Genomic DNA, 15,812 nt, shown 5'->3' with positions numbered 1-15,812 from the left:
AAAAGAGCTATAACTATCTAGAAGCAAATTACTAGATAGTTACAGCTCTTTTTTTATAAGAAAATGTCATGATAAGCCTATTATTAGGGGGAATTTATTTATGAAAAATAAAAAATTTTTTATGCAAATAAAAATAATATTTATTCACAATCTTTAGAAAAATCCCTCTTTAATACAAGATAATAGCTTTTCATGAAAAAATATATAAATTAATATACATTTTTTCATATAAAAAGGAAAAAGTGTGGTTATTGACAGTAATTTGAAATGAATATAGTATTAAATAGAAGAAATATTTAAATAATTTCGATATTAAGAGGGGGATTAACTTATATGAAGATAGTACTTGCATTAGGGGGAAATGCATTACAAGCAGACCCTAAAGATAAGACATCAGAAGCACAACTAAGAACCTGCAAGGAAACAGCAGTTTCAATAGTAGATTTAATAGAAGATGGACATACAGTTTCAATAGTACATGGAAATGGTCCTCAAGTAGGACAAATTGTGGCTACAGTAGAGGATGCGGCAAGACAAAATCCAAGCAACATAATGTTTCCATTTGATGTATGTGGGTCTTTCTCTCAAGGATATATAGGCTATCACTTGCAAAATGCTATAGCTGAGGAACTTAACAAAAGAGGGATTAAGAAATCAGTAGGAACTATAGTAACACAAGTAGTAGTGGATAAAAATGATGGTGGATTCCAAAACCCAACAAAGCCTATAGGATCTTTCTACTCTAAGGAAATGGCTGAGAAGTTACAAAAAGAACAGGGCTTTATAATGAAAGAAGATGCAGGAAGAGGATACAGAAGAGTAGTTGCATCGCCAAAGCCAGTTGATGTTATAGAAAAAGATATGATCAAAGAACTTGTTGAAGATGGGAAAGTAGTAATTTCTTGTGGCGGTGGTGGAATCCCTGTAATAAGAGAAGACGGAATGGTAAAAGGAGTTGCAGCAGTTATCGACAAAGACTTTGCAGCAGAAAAGCTTGCAGAAATACTAGAAGCTGATTGTCTTTTAATATTAACAGCTGTAGATAGAGTTTGTGTAAACTTTAATAAGCCAGACCAAAAAGAATTAGCTGAAATTAATATTGAAGAAGTAAATAGATATATTGAAGAAGGTCAATTTGCACCAGGAAGTATGTTACCAAAGGTAGAAGCATGCAAGAAATTTGTTATGCATGACAACAGCAAAATTGCTATGATTGCTTCACTGTCAAAGGCTAAGGAAGCATTAAAAGGTCTATCTGGAACAAAAATAGTTGGATAAAACAAGAAATATTAAGGCTATTTTATGTAGATAGGTCAACAATGAGGAAGGGGAGTGAAGTTATGGAAATGCGTAAAATACAGGTTTACTCTGAAATTGGTAAGTTGAAAACAGTACTTCTTCATAGACCGGGACAAGAAATTGAAAATCTTACACCAGAGTATTTGGAAAGATTGTTATTTGATGATATACCTTATCTAAAGGTAGCCAGACAAGAACATGATATATTTGCAAACTTACTTAGAAAAGAAGGGGTAGAGGTTCTCTACTTAGAAAAGTTAGCAGCAGAGGCTATAAAAGATAAAAAAATAAAAGAGATGTTTCTAGATGAGGTAATAGAGGAAAGTGGTATAGTAGATGAAATCGCTAAAAGAGAAGCAAAGAGCTACTTAACCTCCATGCCAGAAAAAGGACTTATAGATACTGTAATGGCTGGAGTAAGAAAAAAGGATGTAGGACTTAAGGAAGACTTAACAGAATATCCATTTATTTTGGATCCTATGCCAAACCTATACTTTACTAGGGACCCATTTGCTTGTATAGGTAGTGGAGTATCTCTTAACTCTATGAGAAGAAACACTCGTAGAAGAGAAACAATTTTTGGAAAGTACATTTTTAATCATCACCCAGCACTGAAAGAGTCGGGTATTAAGCTTTGGTATGACAGATACCACCCAACTACTATAGAGGGGGGAGATGAACTAGTTTTATCAAAGGATCTAATTGCAGTGGGATGTAGTGAGAGAACGGATAAGGAATCCATATTCACTCTTGCAAAAAACATATTCGAAAACAATGAAAGTTTTAAAACAGTATTGGTTTTTGACATACCTAAGACTAGAGCTTTTATGCATCTTGATACTGTATTTACAATGATTGACTATGATAAGTTTACCATTCACCCAGCTATAGAAGCTTCACTTAAGGTTACAGCAATAACCTATGATGAAAGTAAAAAGGAGCTTATTGCCATTGAAGAAGAGGGTGAACTAGAAGCAGTATTGTCTAAGTATTTAGGAATACATGCTACATTAATAAGATGTGGTGGTGGAGATAGAATCATATCAGGAAGAGAACAATGGAATGATGGTTCTAATACCCTAGCAATTTCTCCAGGAAAAGTTGTAACTTATGAAAGAAACTACATCACTAACGAAATTTTAGATAAGCATAACATAGAAGTTATTCAAATGCCATCTAGTGAGCTGTCAAGAGGAAGAGGTGGCCCACGTTGCATGTCAATGCCTTTCGTAAGAGAGGAAATTAATTTTAGATAAGACTTGCAACTTTAGTGAATAAAACATAACACAAACAAAAAGTAAATAATATTATGGCATTATTAATTCTATAAGAACTTAGTGCCATAATAATTAATTAGATATGTGGGGGGAATTAATATGTTTAATTTAAGAAACAGACACTTTTTAACATTAATGGACTTTTCACCAAAGGAAATAAACTACCTTTTAGAGCTTTCTCAAGATTTAAAGAAAGCAAAATATACTGGAACAGAGCAACAAAGATTAGTTGGAAAGAACATAGCTTTAATATTTGAAAAGGATTCTACAAGAACAAGATGTGCTTTTGAAGTAGCTGCACATGATCAAGGAGCTCATGTTACATACCTTGGACCAACAGGTAGCCAAATGGGTAAAAAAGAGTCAGTAGCAGATACTGCAAGAGTTCTTGGAAGAATGTATGATGGAATAGAATATAGAGGCTTTGGTCAAGAAATAGTTGAAGAGCTTGCAAAATATGCAGGAGTACCAGTTTGGAATGGATTAACTAACGAAGACCATCCAACTCAAATTTTAGCAGACTTCTTAACAGTTAAAGAGCACTTTGCGAAACCTTTAAGTGAAGTTGTATTTGTATACACTGGAGATGGAAGAAACAACATGGCAAATGCACTTATGATTGGTGCAGCAAAAATGGGAATGGACTTTAGAATTGTAGCTCCAAACACTTTATTCCCAGAAGAAGCATTAGTAGCAAAATGCATGGAAATTGCTAAGGAAACTGGAGCAAAAATTACATTAACTGATAATGTAGCAGAAGGGGTTAAGGATGCAGATGTAATCTACACAGATGTTTGGGTATCTATGGGAGAACCAGATGAAGTTTGGGTAGAGAGAATTAAACTTTTAAAACCATATCAAGTTAACAAAGAGATGATGGCTTTAACAGGTAAAAGAGATACTAAATTTATGCACTGTTTACCTGCATTCCATGATACTAAAACAAAAATCGGTAAAGAAATATTCGAGAAATATGGACTAGATGGAATGGAAGTTAGCAATGATGTATTCGAAAGTGAAGCTTCAATAGTATTCGATGAAGCAGAAAATAGAATGCATACTATAAAAGCAGTAATGGTAGCTACTTTAGGCTGCTAATATAGTGTTATAAAAAAATAGGTCACTGAATTTTAAAGGCTAAGGGACCAAGGTAGCTTACCCATAAGGTAAGTTCTACTTTGGTTCCTTTTATATATAGATAAACAAGCTCAAAAATTTTATATATCTTTAAATATTATAATTCCTTGATATTAACAGGAATTTAGAGAATTACATTAACTGAGCTTGTATATCTCTTTTGGAAAAACCACTTCTTAGAAAATATAAATTAAATGTTTAAGTGGTTTGTCTATATATACCTAAAAAATGTAAGGTTTGTTCAAAAAATAAAATGTCGATATATTAGAGCAATTAATAATAATTATCCATTGACAGTAATTAGTAAATCATGTAAAATATATATTAAGAAGAACATTAATTAGTATATTTTTCACTCAAAAGTTGTAAAATAAGAGTGACATATTTTTATGGTAGGAGTGATATTTATGAAAAAATACGTATGCGTTGTATGTGGATATGTTTATGATCCAGAATTAGGTGATCCAGATAACGGAGTTGATGCAGGAACATCTTGGGAAAACGTTCCAGAAGAGTGGGTATGCCCACTATGTGGAGTAGGTAAGGATCAATTCGAAGAAGAATAAAAAATAAAAAGCTGACAGCACAAGCTGTCAGCTTTTATTTTTTAAAATCTTATCATAAATAAATCTATTCCTTAATATGATATATCATCTATAAACATGCGGAGATAAGGAGAGATATTATGCTAAAGGAAATTCCAAGAATTATTTATGATATGGAAGGCTCGCCAATGAGAGTAGTGAAATTTTCAAAAGTATTTTTTAAATATAGAAATGAAGAAGGTTATGTACTTCACATAGAAAAAGCTGAAAGAGTAACTGCTGTTAGTGAGTTTGAATTAAAAGAATCTAATGGAAAGTATTATGTAAATAGAGAGGTATTTATGGAAACCACAGTAGTTTAACAGTTAAGTAATATAATAATTTGATATTTCAACTGAAGAAGATACAAAATATGGCTATAGCCCTAGGTTAAACTAGTGCTATAGCCTAAACTTTTTGTAAGCTGATAATTGTAATAAATATTTCTAGTGAAGGAAATACTAAGCTATATCAGACTTTAAGAGGTGTTTTTATGGAGAAAAAGTATAACGTAGTATTAAACATAGTTGTAATATTATTTATAAGCATTGTGATTTTATTTGGATGTAGTAAAGCTAATGACAATGGTAGTGGAAGTAAGAATGAAAACCAAAGTAAAAATGGAGGAAGTAGCTCAACAACTAAGAATGATTCTAATAGGGATTCTAATAGTGATGATGTTTTATTAGGAAAGAAGATTTCTCAAAGTGTTAAGGATATCGAGGGAGTAGAAAAAGCCACTGTATTTATAAAAGAGAGTACGGCTCTAGTAGGAATAACTTTAAAAGACGGTAGCCAAGAGGTTTCAAGTGAAGTAAGAAAGCAAGTGGAAGAAAAGGTAAAGGGAGCTTCAAAAGAAATAAAAAAGGTAGCAATTACTGCAGATAAAGAAATGTTTGAAAAATTAGACGCCATGGCCAATGATTTTATGAATGGTAAAACTCTAGAGGAACTAAAGAAAGACCTAACTGAAATTATGGAAAGAATAAAAAGCTAAGAAGAAGCCCAAATAACTCTATGAGAAGTTATTTGGGCTTTAATTTTAAAGTTATAATTATTTTAAGAAACTGTAGCCATAACAGTTTTTAATTCATCGGTAGATAATGTAGATATTTTATAAATATGATCTGCAACTCTTTCTAAATGGTTTATTATATCAAGGAAGATTACTCCAGATTCTATAGTACATTTGCCTTGATTTAATCTTTGCAAGTGGTTAGCTTGTAGTTGTTCAATTAAAGTATCAACTTCATCCTCTAATTCTTCTGTTTGTTTAGCCAGGTTCATATCAAGAACTTGTAATCCCTTCATTGTATTATCAAACATTTTTACGATAAGAGACTCTAGTTCTTGTAACTCTTTAACAGCTATATCGCTAAACTCAACATTATTGTGAATAGAATTAGTTATCAACTGTTGAATATCCATTATATGATCTCCGATTCTCTCTACATTGTTAATGCTACTAATCATAGCAGGAACCATAATTGACTCGGAGTCATTTAAAGGCTGTTTAGAAATATCTACAATATATAAAGTAACATCCTTTTGTAATCCGTTGACAAGTTCTTCATTTTTCTTTACAGCCTCAAGAGGTTTTTCATCATTTTTATAGATAGAAAGCATAGTTGACTTTAACATATCCATTGTAATTTCAAAACCATGAGTAATTTCTGATAAAGAAGCTTTAAAGGCAGCCACTGGAGTATTAAGTAATAATCTATCTAAATACATAGCACCTTGATGAACTTTATCTTTACCCCTAATAACAGTTTCTAAGAATTTAACATAATACTTAGTGATTGGAAGGAACAACACAGCACTTAGCACGTTAAATATTGTGTGAGAGTTTGCTATTTGAACACCCAAATCACCAGCTACACCTGGTTGAAGGTAGTTAGTTATCATTATAATAGCTTTAATAAACCATGGGAAGAAAATTAAGCATACAAGTACACCAATGATATTGTATAGAGTATGCGCCCAAGCTGTTCTTCTAGCATGAAGATTAGCTGTTAAACTTGCAAGCTGAGCAGTGATACAAGTACCAATGTTATCTCCAAGCATTATAAGAACAGAAGTTTCTAAGTTTATTAAACCAGCTTGACCTAAAACCATAACTAATCCTACAGTAGCACTACTGCTGTGAACAAGAGCTGTAGCTGCAGCTCCAAGAAATACTGCTATAAATGGGTTAGAAGCATACATTTCAAAGAAATGTCTAAGATCAGCACTTTCCTTCATGAAAGGAACTCCGCTATTCAGAATCTTTAATCCAAGGAACATCATACCAAAGCCCATTAAGGCTTCACCAATGTTTTTAAGAGTTTTGTTTTTAGCAAAGTAACTAATAGCAAAACCAATGCCTAACACAGGAAGGGCGATATCTGTCAACTTAAACTTAAAACTAAAAGCCATAAGTTGAGCAGTAATGGTTGTACCAATATTTGCACCATATATAATACCTATTGCCTGTGGAAGCTTCATAAGACCGGCGTTAACAAATCCAACTGTTAAAACCGTAATTGCAGTACTGCTTTGAACTAATACTGTTAAAAGTGTTCCAACTAGTAATGCACTAAATACATTTCCGGTTAGTACAGATAGGATTTTCTTCATCATTTCCCCAGAAGCCTTTTCAAGACCTTCACCCATCTTATCTACACCATACATCAAAAGAGCAGTTCCACCTATTAAACCAAAAATAAGTTCTTTCATCTATAATCCTCCAATACAACATATGTAAATAGGTTGTTAATAAAATTACATTCCTATTATATAATAGTAAACTTTATGTGAGGTGAATTTAACTTAGATTTAACAGTAACATACTTAGATTTAACAAAGATGGTGGAAAGTATGGAAAACTATTATAAATTTTCTAAAAGGCATATACTTTGAGAGGATATTCCTTCACCATTACCAGTAAAACCTAGTCCTTCTTCAGTGGTAGCTTTAACATTTACTCTATTCCTTTCGATTTTAAGGGCTGATGATATATTTTCAACCATTTTAGGAATATGAGGTAGCATTTTAGGTTTTTGAGCAATTATTGTAGCATCTATATTGCCTATTTTGTAATTATTATCCTTAAGAAGGCCACCTACATGTTCCAGGAGTTTTATACTAGAAATTCCTTTATAAGTATCATCTGTATCTGGAAAATGCTTTCCTATATCACCTAAGGCAGCAGCACCTAGAAGACTGTCCATAATTGCATGAACTAAAACATCTGCATCTGAGTGACCAAGGAGTCCTTTTTCATAAGGGATGGTTACCCCTCCAAGTATTAAATCTCTGTTTTCAACAAGCTTATGTACATCGTAACCAAGTCCAATTCGCATAAAAACACCCTTTCTTCAATTAAAAATAAGTAAGTATTAATTTGTAGGAACCAAAGCCAACACTTAACCTATGTATAACTCTGCCTTGATTCCACAGAGGACTTTTAAGGCAAACAAAGTAAATGATTACCTTAAAAGTCCTATAGAATGCCAGCTATTACCTATAATATTAGCACCAGGAAATTTTTTATACAACTGATTAATATGTAAGCTCTTTGACAAAACCCATAAATGATAAACAAAGGTTAGCTAGGTCAGGATATAGGAATAGTTAAGATGTAATTGCTTTGTATAATAAAAAAAGTACGCTGATTGCGTACTATAAAAATATAACAAAGTAAATTTAACTATATAAAGAATCTAAAGGCTAGGGATCTTAGAAAAAGGCTTTTATCATCATCACAAATATCTAAGAGCTTTATCAACCTAGAAATCCTACCCCGTTTTTTTAACTTCCTCTTGGTATTTGTATTTCTCTTAGAGGTAAAGTCAACATGAACTACGTTATTCCCCAAAACTAACGCCTCCTACCCATTAAAAACGGATTTATTAAATATAATTATACCATAATTTGGAATAATTATAAATCAATAGCCTAATAATTGGCTTATAAATATTATAAAAAACAAGCAAAAAAATTATTATATGCAAGTTGTCCACAAATTATGCACATTGCTGTTGATAATGTGGACAATTATAAATTTAATCTGTAATAATAATGTAAAAATTTGTTGAGCGAATTTTCTTATTTAGTAACATAATATGTAGTTATATGTTAAATCTTATATATTAACAGGAGTTCCACAAGTTATTAACATGCCATCTGTGGATAATGTTAATAATGTTGCAAGTTTTAACTGTGAGTAAGAAGTAAAGTAATAAATTTATAGGAAAACTCCTAACATTGTCCACAAACTATGTTGATAACTTTTAAAAATCTAACCTACTATTAGTAGTAGGTTGGTTATTTTGAGCTACAATATATGGTATAAATAATTATCTTCAGGAAGACTTATGGTAAATAAATAAAATATTACAGAAACTTCATTGATTATTAATATTCTGTATACATAAAATATTTCAATAATTCTTTATAAGTGTTATAATAATTTGGGTTGGACAACCTTATAAGAATAAATTACCAAAGCAAAGAATTTGGAGGGGTTAAAATGAAAAAGGTTTTATCAATAGTATTAGCAGCAGGTATGATGGTTTCAATAGTAGCTTGTGGAAACTCAAAAGCAACAAGTGGAAACACTACAGAGCCAGCTAAAACAGAAAGCAAGGCAAAAACAGAGGAAAAAGTTGAAGTAACTTATGATAACTTTGTTTCTCTATTAAACGGAACAGCTAATAAAGACTATTTCTATAATGAAATAAACACAATAAAATTAATGAAAAAAGAGGATGAAAAAGCTTACATAGCAAAAGCAAAAGCAATCGTAGACAAAGCTATGGCAGATAACAAGATTGATGCTGCAAAAGCTAAAGTATATCCATACTACAAGAATGTAAATGGAGAGAAAACAGAAAAGGATTATGTAGTAGTTTATGGTGATGATAAGGCTCCAACAACAGTTTATGAAATCACTTTAACAATACCAGACAACTATGAGCCAGCTTTAAAAGAAGCTAAAGAAAATAAAGAAATGGTTAGCCAAAAGCAATTTGCAGAATTATTCAAAGCAGAACTTGAAGCTGCAAAATAATATATAAGAACTTATAGCATTTTCTAGGTATACTAGGACAATCAATAGATTCTAGACATTAATTTTCTTGATAATGCTAATAATTATAAAAAATAGATGTGTCACAATTGTAAGTATACAAGGTGACACATCTATTTTTTATCCTTTAAAGTCATTTAATTATGACTTTATGCGCTAATCAACGGAAGCTTCCTCAGTTTTAACAGAGGTTTCTACTAATTTATTAATAGTGTTCATTTCAGCATCAGTAAGATATCTCCACTTACCAATTGGCAAGTCCTTTAAAGTTACATTCATAATTCTTATTCTTTGAAGCTTAGTTACGCTGTACCCTAAGTAATCACACATTCTTCTTATTTGTCTATTTAATCCTTGAGTTAAAATAATTCTAAATACATAAGTACCTTCTTTTTTTACTGCACACTTCTTTGTTACAGTGTCTAATATAGGTACGCCATTACTCATTTCCTTTATAAATTCCCTAGTAATTGGTTTATCAACTGTAACTATATATTCCTTCTCATGATTATTTCCAGCTCTTAAGATCTTATTTACGATATCTCCATCATTAGTTAAGAAAATCAGTCCTTCAGAGGGTTTATCTAGTCTGCCTATGGGAAAAATTCTTTCTTTAAAACCTATATAATCTATAATATTCCCCTTAACATGTAGTTCAGTGGTACAAGTTATTCCTACAGGCTTATTAAAGGCAATGTAAATCTTTTTTTCTTTTGGACTAATATCTTTGCCGTTTACAATAACCTTATCGCCCTTATATACTTTGGTTCCTACCACTGCCTTTTCACCATTTACAAAGACTTTACCTTCTTCTATGAATTTATCAGCAGCCCTTCTTGAACATATACCACTTTCACTAATATATTTATTTAATCTCATGGAATTTTCATTATTAACTGTCATAATATCTCCTTCAAATGTTTAGACAATAGAAGTATAAATTAATTTGGTACAAGAGAAATTCTATTATCATTTTTATTTACCACAATATCATAGTTATGCTCATAAGCATAGTCGATAAACTTAGTAAAATTAAGAGGTTCTTTGTGACCAGCCTTAGTTATATACACATTTACTTTTCCCCTATCATAGCCTGTATATGTGTCTAGAAGATTTTCCTTTAAGGCTTCGTCAAAAAGTATAATAAGCCCTTCGTTTATTTCGTTGCCCTTAACTGAGGATTCTGCCACTAAATCTAAAGAGTCACCACCAACACTTGCTATATCAACAATCTTATTATTATTAATACCTATTTTAATATTTGAATTAAAGGACACTACAATAGAAGCATCAGCTGTAAAAAATAAGAACTTAACAAGATATATTCCTGTTATAGAAACTATTATAAGGATGGATAAAAAAAGCACCAATTTGGAAGGAGGGGTAATTTCCTCTCCACTATAGGGTTCATCTTTAACTGGTGTTTCATTAGTTCTTTTAACTGTTATAAATTCTTTATCCTCAGTCATTAAATAAACTTTATCATCATCAAAGTTCAATACCTTACCACGTTTAATCATATAATTATCCCCGCTAAATATAATATATTTATAAATTGAAGACTCTATGGGTTCATATTAAAGACCTAAGAAAACAAGCTCTAAGAGAAAAATTTCAAGCTATTCACACAAAGTCTTAAATTTACTTTCATATACTTAATATTATGGGAAAACCAGGGGGATTTCAAGTAGTTAAAATTGTTCAAAAAAATATAATTTGAATATTAAAAACCAAGATAGTATAATAACAGTTATAACATTTTTAATATTTTGTAAATTTGGGGGATAAAGGGATGAAAAAAACAACAAGTAAAGTGGGGGCAGCTATTGGACTAGTATTTTTAGTCATATTAGGATTTCAGTATATTTATAATTTTAATATGTTGAAAGACCCACCATCTAAACTATGGAGTAAAGAAGTTAAGGTTGGTTATGCTAAGTCAAATATTAATCCTATTCTTATAAAGGAAGAGGATAGACTACTAGTTGGATATTCAGATGAAAAGAAGTTGCATATATCTGTTTCAGCGCTAGATGGAAAGGTAAAAGAAGTTAAAGAATATCCTGTTGAAGAGGAATTTATAAAAAATATTTTGTTTTTAAAAACTAAAGACGGATATATGTTAGCATATAACTCTACTAAAAGTGGAGTTGGATACATGGACAGGTTCTTTTTAGATAAAGATCTAAACTTAGTCACAAAGGATAAAGTTGAAAAGGCAAATGAAATTTATGAGTTAAATAGTAATAACTATCTTGTTGCTTATGAGGATAAAATAACAGTGGTAAATTCTCAGTCACAAGAAGAGGTTAGTGTTCCTGCTAAGGATATAGGTATGATTACAGGAAGCAAGACAAAAGCTGGATTCTTTATATCCTACCTAGAAGGGAAGGAAAGCTTTAAATTTTTTCAAGTGGAAAATGGAAAGGCTACGGAACCTAAGTTAGCAATAAGTCTTAATAAACCAGACTCAGTATCCTATAACAAAATATCTTGCTCTACAGATGGAGTAAAGGGATATATTTTACTAGAAGAAATGATAAAAAATGAGTTTTCAGGATGTAAGGGCATAGAATTTAATTTAGATGGAACTTCCTCTAAGTTTAAGCAAGTCTATGTTAATGATTCTATAGTTATTTATGATAATGTAGGAGTATATTCAGAAGAGGGTGGAAAATTTTATGGAACTAGTGAAAGGCCAGTTGGAAGAAAAAGCACTAAGCCAAGTATAGTTTCATTTACCTTTAAGGATGGAGCTACTAAGGACATAGAATTTGTTACTAGATTAAGAGAATTAACCATATACCCTTATGTGGAAGAAGATTATGTATCTTTTATTAGCTTTAGTAAAAATGGAAGTTATGATGTAAACATTGCTTCAACCAATGAAGCATTTAAGAATGCAAACAATGGTATAAGAAGTTCAGAAATAACGGAAGCGATGTGGACAACTTTAGAAGGTCTATTATATAGCTTAGCCTTTGTTTTTGTTTATGGGTTAAGATGGATTTTCCCAATTGCAATAGTAGCAGGGGTTTATAGCTTCTTCGATTACTCCTACTCTGAGAAGAAGAAGTTAAAAGGATTCTTAGTGCTATCAGCTATTGCAATAATTTTGAAAACCAGCAGCATCTTAAAAATATCCTATGCTGATTACTTAGCACTATTGCCACCTCCACTATCCTACAAAGCAATTGGTATAGTGATTTGTGCCATACTTGGAATACTTAGTTATGCCTTTGGATATCTATTATTTAAAAAGGAAACAGAAGATATGATAATAATCAAATTTTCTATTGCCTTAGTTATAGATACTGTATTAACCTTGGCGGTATTTGTTCCTTTTATAGTATAGTGGTAAAAAGTATCAAAAGGTAGCAATAAGAATAAACTTATTGCTACCTTCTTTTTATTGTATTTTCGTGAATAAGGCTATAAGTACTTTTAGGAGTACATAGAATTCTCTTATAAAATTATTAAAATAAATTAAGTTCCTCATTAAAAAGATATATTTGTTTAATTTTAACAATATATTTTTAATAGACCACAGTCTTAAAGTTAGATATAATTATAAAAAAGAAAAGGAGGAACTACATGAAAAATTGGTTAAAAGGGGTTATTATAGGGATTATAATAATTGCCATTGGAGGCATGTATTATTATAAAAATATATACAAAGCTGGAGGGTTAAAATCTCTAGAGGGTAATGATTATATATACACATCTATGGAAAACATTAATACCAAACTTCCTACCTTAATGACTTTAAGTACTAATACATGACCAGCTTGTAAGCAGATGGAAGCTGTGTTAAGAGAATTTGCGCCAAAGTATAAGGACAAAGTCAATGTTGTAAAAATAGATTTAGAGAAATATCCCGAGTATGCTTATGAGTATAGAGTAAGTGTAGTGCCAACTACCATATTCTTCAAGGCTGAAAAACAGGTGTATAAAGGATATACAGGAGCTACTGATGAAAATAGAATAAAGGAAATATTTAAGGAAATGGGGGTTAACTTAGATGAATGATTTAACAACTCTCATATCAGGAAATATTTTTATAGCTTTAATAGCATCCTTTATAGCTGGAATAGTGTCATCCTTTAGTCCTTGCTTACTATCAACGGTACCTTTGGTTATTGGATATGTTGAAGCTAACGGAAAGAAAAATAAAAACTTAGCCTTAAAATATTCTTTAGTATTTTCACTAGGGCTCATATTTACCTTTGTTGCCTTAGGAATAGCCTCTGCAGTTCTAGGAAAGTTTTTTGCTGGTGGGGGAAAATTGTGGTATCTAGCACTTGGAGCCATAATGATGTTTGTAGGCTTAAAGACCATAGGAGTCATTGGCAGTAAAGAAAGTAATTCTTGCAAAGTTCCAAGAACCAGTAAAGGGGTAGTAGGGGCCTTCTTTCTAGGAATACTAGGAGGAGTATTATCCTCACCTTGCGCTACACCAATTCTTGCAGCCATTCTTGCCTTTGTAGCAAGTAGCGGCAATATAGTTTTAGGAATAGTAATGTTATTACTCTATTCCATTGGACATTGTATTTTAATTGTAATTGCAGGCACTTCAGTAGGCTTTATTGAAACACTGCAAAGTTCACCTAGGTACTTTAAAGTAGGAAATATATTAAAAATTTTCTTTGGTATACTAGTTATATTCGTAGGACTATATCTTTTATATTTAGGAATGTAAAAAATAGAAGGACAGCTTAAAAGCCTATAAGTAAAGCCACTGAAGTTAAAGATGCATTAGCTTTAACTCAGTGGCCTTTTGTTATTTATAAGTATAAATTGTGTGATAGAAGCACTGTTCCAAACTATGATTAAAGAATAGGAGAGAGGAGTCTTGATACAGACTCTTTAAATCTTATAATAATTCCTCTGTTATTATAATGATCTTTAGTCAATAGGGTGGATTTCAGTAAGTCTTGCTTAAAGGCTTCTTCTAGCTTTAAAGACGTTGCTTCATCATAAACTATGGCACTAACCTCAAAGTTAAGGCTAAAGCTTCTAATATCCATATTAGCAGAGCCTACGCAGCAAACTTTTCCATCAATAGAAATCATTTTACTGTGGATAAAACCATTGTCATAGGTATAACATTTTACTCCAGAATCCATTAAGTCCCATATATAAGACTTAGAGGCCCAATACACAAAAGGATGGTCTGGCTTACAAGGGATTATTATTCTTACATCTATTCCTGATAGGGCAGAAATTTTTAAAGCAGTTAAAATACTCTCATCAGGAACAAAATAAGGGGTTTCAATATAAATACTTTTTTGAGCCTTATAAATTAATCTAAGATAAGAGTTTCTAATGGAACACCATTTTGAGTCAGGGCCACTAGTGATAATTTGAACTCCCTTATGATTAATTCTATCTCTTTTAGGAAAGTACTTTTGATCCATAACAAAATCTTCCCCAGCTGCAAATCGCCAATCTAAAAGAAATCTTATCTGAAGGGAATCTAAAGCATCACCTCTTAAATAAAGGTGAATATCTCTCCAAAAACCAAATCTTTTAGAGAGGCCTAAATATTCATCACCAATATTTAAACCGCCAACAAAACCGTGTTCACCATCAATAATACATATTTTTCTGTGGTTTCTGTAATTAATTCTAATATTTATATAAGGAATAAAGGGTGGAAAAAAACAAACAACAGAGCCCCCAGCACTTCGTAATCTTTCAAAGAACTTTACGTTATTATGTAGGCAACCCATACCATCATATAAAACCTTAACATCCAAACCCTCTTTGGCTTTTTCAATAAGAATATTTAAAATTTCATTTCCTAAATCATCATCATTAAAAATATAGTATTCCAAATGAATATATTTTTGGGCATTTTTAAGATGCTTAATTAATTTAGGAAACTTTTCATGACCATTATTCAAAATTTCAATTTCATTATTAGTAGTAAATATAGAGTTGTCACTATAAAGGTTTAAAGTAATTACATCATGATAATCATGAAGGAGATCATTTTGATTTATGAGATTTTCATTATTTAAGATATGTTTTTGTTCAGAAACAATAGCAAGAAGATTTTCTTCTTCTTCTTTCTTTAAATAAAAGAACTTCTTACGCCTCAGGTCCTGACCAAAGAATAAATAAAAGATAAAGCCCAGCACAGGGATAAATAGCATAATCATAAGCCAAGTCCAAGTGTTACTGGCATTTCTTCTTTCAAAAAGTATAACAATTATTGCAAATATGATATTTATAACAAATACTATATTTACAATACTTATAAATATGTTATATGCATTCATAGCGTCTCCTTAATAAGTTTATTAATCTATCTACAATATATAGTTTAAAGGTAATGTGAAAAATTATCAATATATGTAAAAACTTAATATATTGAGAATCAAATTAGAAACATTAAGGGTGTTTTGTAGGGGGTAATACCTATAGTTATATCCAATTAGA

17 protein-coding genes are annotated in these 15,812 nt (G+C 31.2%); 11 read left to right on the top strand and 6 right to left on the bottom strand.

What is annotated here, in order from left to right:
• Nucleotides 1-333 precede the first annotated feature (333 nt).
• The 6 genes from arcC (at nucleotide 334) to C661_RS0102440 (ending at nucleotide 5,294) form a co-directional block, all read left to right on the top strand.
• A complete protein-coding gene (gene arcC / locus C661_RS0102465) occupies nucleotides 334-1,278 on the top strand; it encodes a carbamate kinase (protein WP_017413714.1) in 945 nt (314 codons plus the stop codon).
• Nucleotides 1,279-1,340: 62 nt separating this feature from the next.
• Nucleotides 1,341-2,555 carry an arginine deiminase gene (arcA, locus tag C661_RS0102460; RefSeq protein WP_017413713.1) on the top strand — a complete coding sequence of 405 codons (1,215 nt, stop codon included), beginning with the start codon at nucleotides 1,341-1,343 and terminating at the stop codon, nucleotides 2,553-2,555.
• Between the two features lie 120 nt (nucleotides 2,556-2,675).
• The gene (argF, locus tag C661_RS0102455) at nucleotides 2,676-3,674 is read left to right on the top strand and encodes an ornithine carbamoyltransferase (RefSeq protein WP_017413712.1); all 999 of its coding nucleotides are present in this window, start codon (nucleotides 2,676-2,678) and stop codon (nucleotides 3,672-3,674) included.
• A 446-nt stretch (nucleotides 3,675-4,120) separates the two neighbouring features.
• Nucleotides 4,121-4,279, top strand: coding sequence for a rubredoxin (gene rd, locus C661_RS23040; RefSeq protein ID WP_017413711.1), 159 nt, complete (start codon nucleotides 4,121-4,123; stop codon nucleotides 4,277-4,279).
• 119 nt (nucleotides 4,280-4,398) lie between these two features.
• Nucleotides 4,399-4,620, top strand: coding sequence for a hypothetical protein (locus tag C661_RS0102445; RefSeq protein ID WP_017413710.1), 222 nt, complete (start codon nucleotides 4,399-4,401; stop codon nucleotides 4,618-4,620).
• 170 nt (nucleotides 4,621-4,790) lie between these two features.
• Complete coding sequence (locus tag C661_RS0102440; RefSeq protein WP_017413709.1) at nucleotides 4,791-5,294, top strand: YhcN/YlaJ family sporulation lipoprotein; 504 nt, start codon at nucleotides 4,791-4,793, stop codon at nucleotides 5,292-5,294.
• 62 nt (nucleotides 5,295-5,356) lie between these two features.
• On the opposite strand, the gene C661_RS22590 is transcribed toward C661_RS0102440, so the two are convergent.
• The 3 genes from C661_RS22590 to C661_RS23535 all read right to left on the bottom strand — a co-directional run bounded on the left by C661_RS22590 (nucleotide 5,357) and on the right by C661_RS23535 (nucleotide 8,156).
• Entirely contained in the window at nucleotides 5,357-7,015 is a 1,659-nt protein-coding gene (locus tag C661_RS22590; RefSeq protein WP_017413708.1) for a Na/Pi cotransporter family protein, read from the bottom strand.
• Nucleotides 7,016-7,167: 152 nt separating this feature from the next.
• A complete protein-coding gene (gene ispF / locus C661_RS0102430) occupies nucleotides 7,168-7,641 on the bottom strand; it encodes a 2-C-methyl-D-erythritol 2,4-cyclodiphosphate synthase (protein WP_017413707.1) in 474 nt (157 codons plus the stop codon).
• 347 nt (nucleotides 7,642-7,988) lie between these two features.
• Nucleotides 7,989-8,156 carry a hypothetical protein gene (locus C661_RS23535; protein ID WP_017413706.1) on the bottom strand — a complete coding sequence of 56 codons (168 nt, stop codon included), beginning with the start codon at nucleotides 8,154-8,156 and terminating at the stop codon, nucleotides 7,989-7,991.
• A 654-nt stretch (nucleotides 8,157-8,810) separates the two neighbouring features.
• On the opposite strand from C661_RS23535, the gene C661_RS0102420 reads away from it, so the two are divergent.
• Entirely contained in the window at nucleotides 8,811-9,350 is a 540-nt protein-coding gene (locus C661_RS0102420) for a hypothetical protein (protein WP_017413705.1), read from the top strand.
• Nucleotides 9,351-9,524: 174 nt separating this feature from the next.
• Here the strand turns inward: C661_RS0102420 and rluF are convergent, their stop codons facing one another.
• Both rluF and C661_RS0102410 read right to left on the bottom strand, forming a co-directional pair.
• Nucleotides 9,525-10,271 (bottom strand): 23S rRNA pseudouridine(2604) synthase RluF, encoded by a 747-nt coding sequence (rluF, locus tag C661_RS0102415; RefSeq protein WP_017413704.1) that lies wholly within the window; start codon nucleotides 10,269-10,271, stop codon nucleotides 9,525-9,527.
• 38 nt (nucleotides 10,272-10,309) lie between these two features.
• A complete protein-coding gene (locus tag C661_RS0102410) occupies nucleotides 10,310-10,888 on the bottom strand; it encodes a hypothetical protein (RefSeq protein ID WP_017413703.1) in 579 nt (192 codons plus the stop codon).
• A gap of 272 nt (nucleotides 10,889-11,160) precedes the next feature.
• Between C661_RS0102410 and C661_RS0102405 the strand changes: the two genes are divergently transcribed.
• The 4 genes from C661_RS0102405 (at nucleotide 11,161) to C661_RS0102390 (ending at nucleotide 14,067) form a co-directional block, all read left to right on the top strand.
• Nucleotides 11,161-12,723 carry a hypothetical protein gene (locus C661_RS0102405; RefSeq protein WP_017413702.1) on the top strand — a complete coding sequence of 521 codons (1,563 nt, stop codon included), beginning with the start codon at nucleotides 11,161-11,163 and terminating at the stop codon, nucleotides 12,721-12,723.
• 239 nt (nucleotides 12,724-12,962) lie between these two features.
• Complete coding sequence (locus C661_RS0102400; RefSeq protein WP_017413701.1) at nucleotides 12,963-13,151, top strand: hypothetical protein; 189 nt, start codon at nucleotides 12,963-12,965, stop codon at nucleotides 13,149-13,151.
• A gap of 15 nt (nucleotides 13,152-13,166) precedes the next feature.
• Nucleotides 13,167-13,397: a thioredoxin family protein gene (locus tag C661_RS21135; RefSeq protein ID WP_017413700.1), complete on the top strand. Its 231-nt coding sequence runs from the start codon at nucleotides 13,167-13,169 to the stop codon at nucleotides 13,395-13,397.
• Nucleotides 13,390-14,067 (top strand): cytochrome c biogenesis CcdA family protein, encoded by a 678-nt coding sequence (locus tag C661_RS0102390; RefSeq protein ID WP_017413699.1) that lies wholly within the window; start codon nucleotides 13,390-13,392, stop codon nucleotides 14,065-14,067. Before C661_RS21135 ends, C661_RS0102390 begins: the two co-directional genes overlap by 8 nt.
• Before the next feature lie 130 nt (nucleotides 14,068-14,197).
• On the opposite strand, the gene cls is transcribed toward C661_RS0102390, so the two are convergent.
• On the bottom strand, nucleotides 14,198-15,652 hold the full coding sequence (gene cls, locus C661_RS0102385; protein WP_017413698.1) for a cardiolipin synthase: 1,455 nt from the start codon (nucleotides 15,650-15,652) through the stop codon (nucleotides 14,198-14,200).
• Nucleotides 15,653-15,812 lie beyond the last annotated feature (160 nt).

The organism is Clostridium tunisiense TJ (genome assembly GCF_000300195.1).
Lineage (GTDB): Bacteria > Bacillota > Clostridia > Clostridiales > Clostridiaceae > Clostridium_J > Clostridium_J tunisiense.
This window is presented reverse-complemented; position numbering and strand designations above follow the sequence as displayed.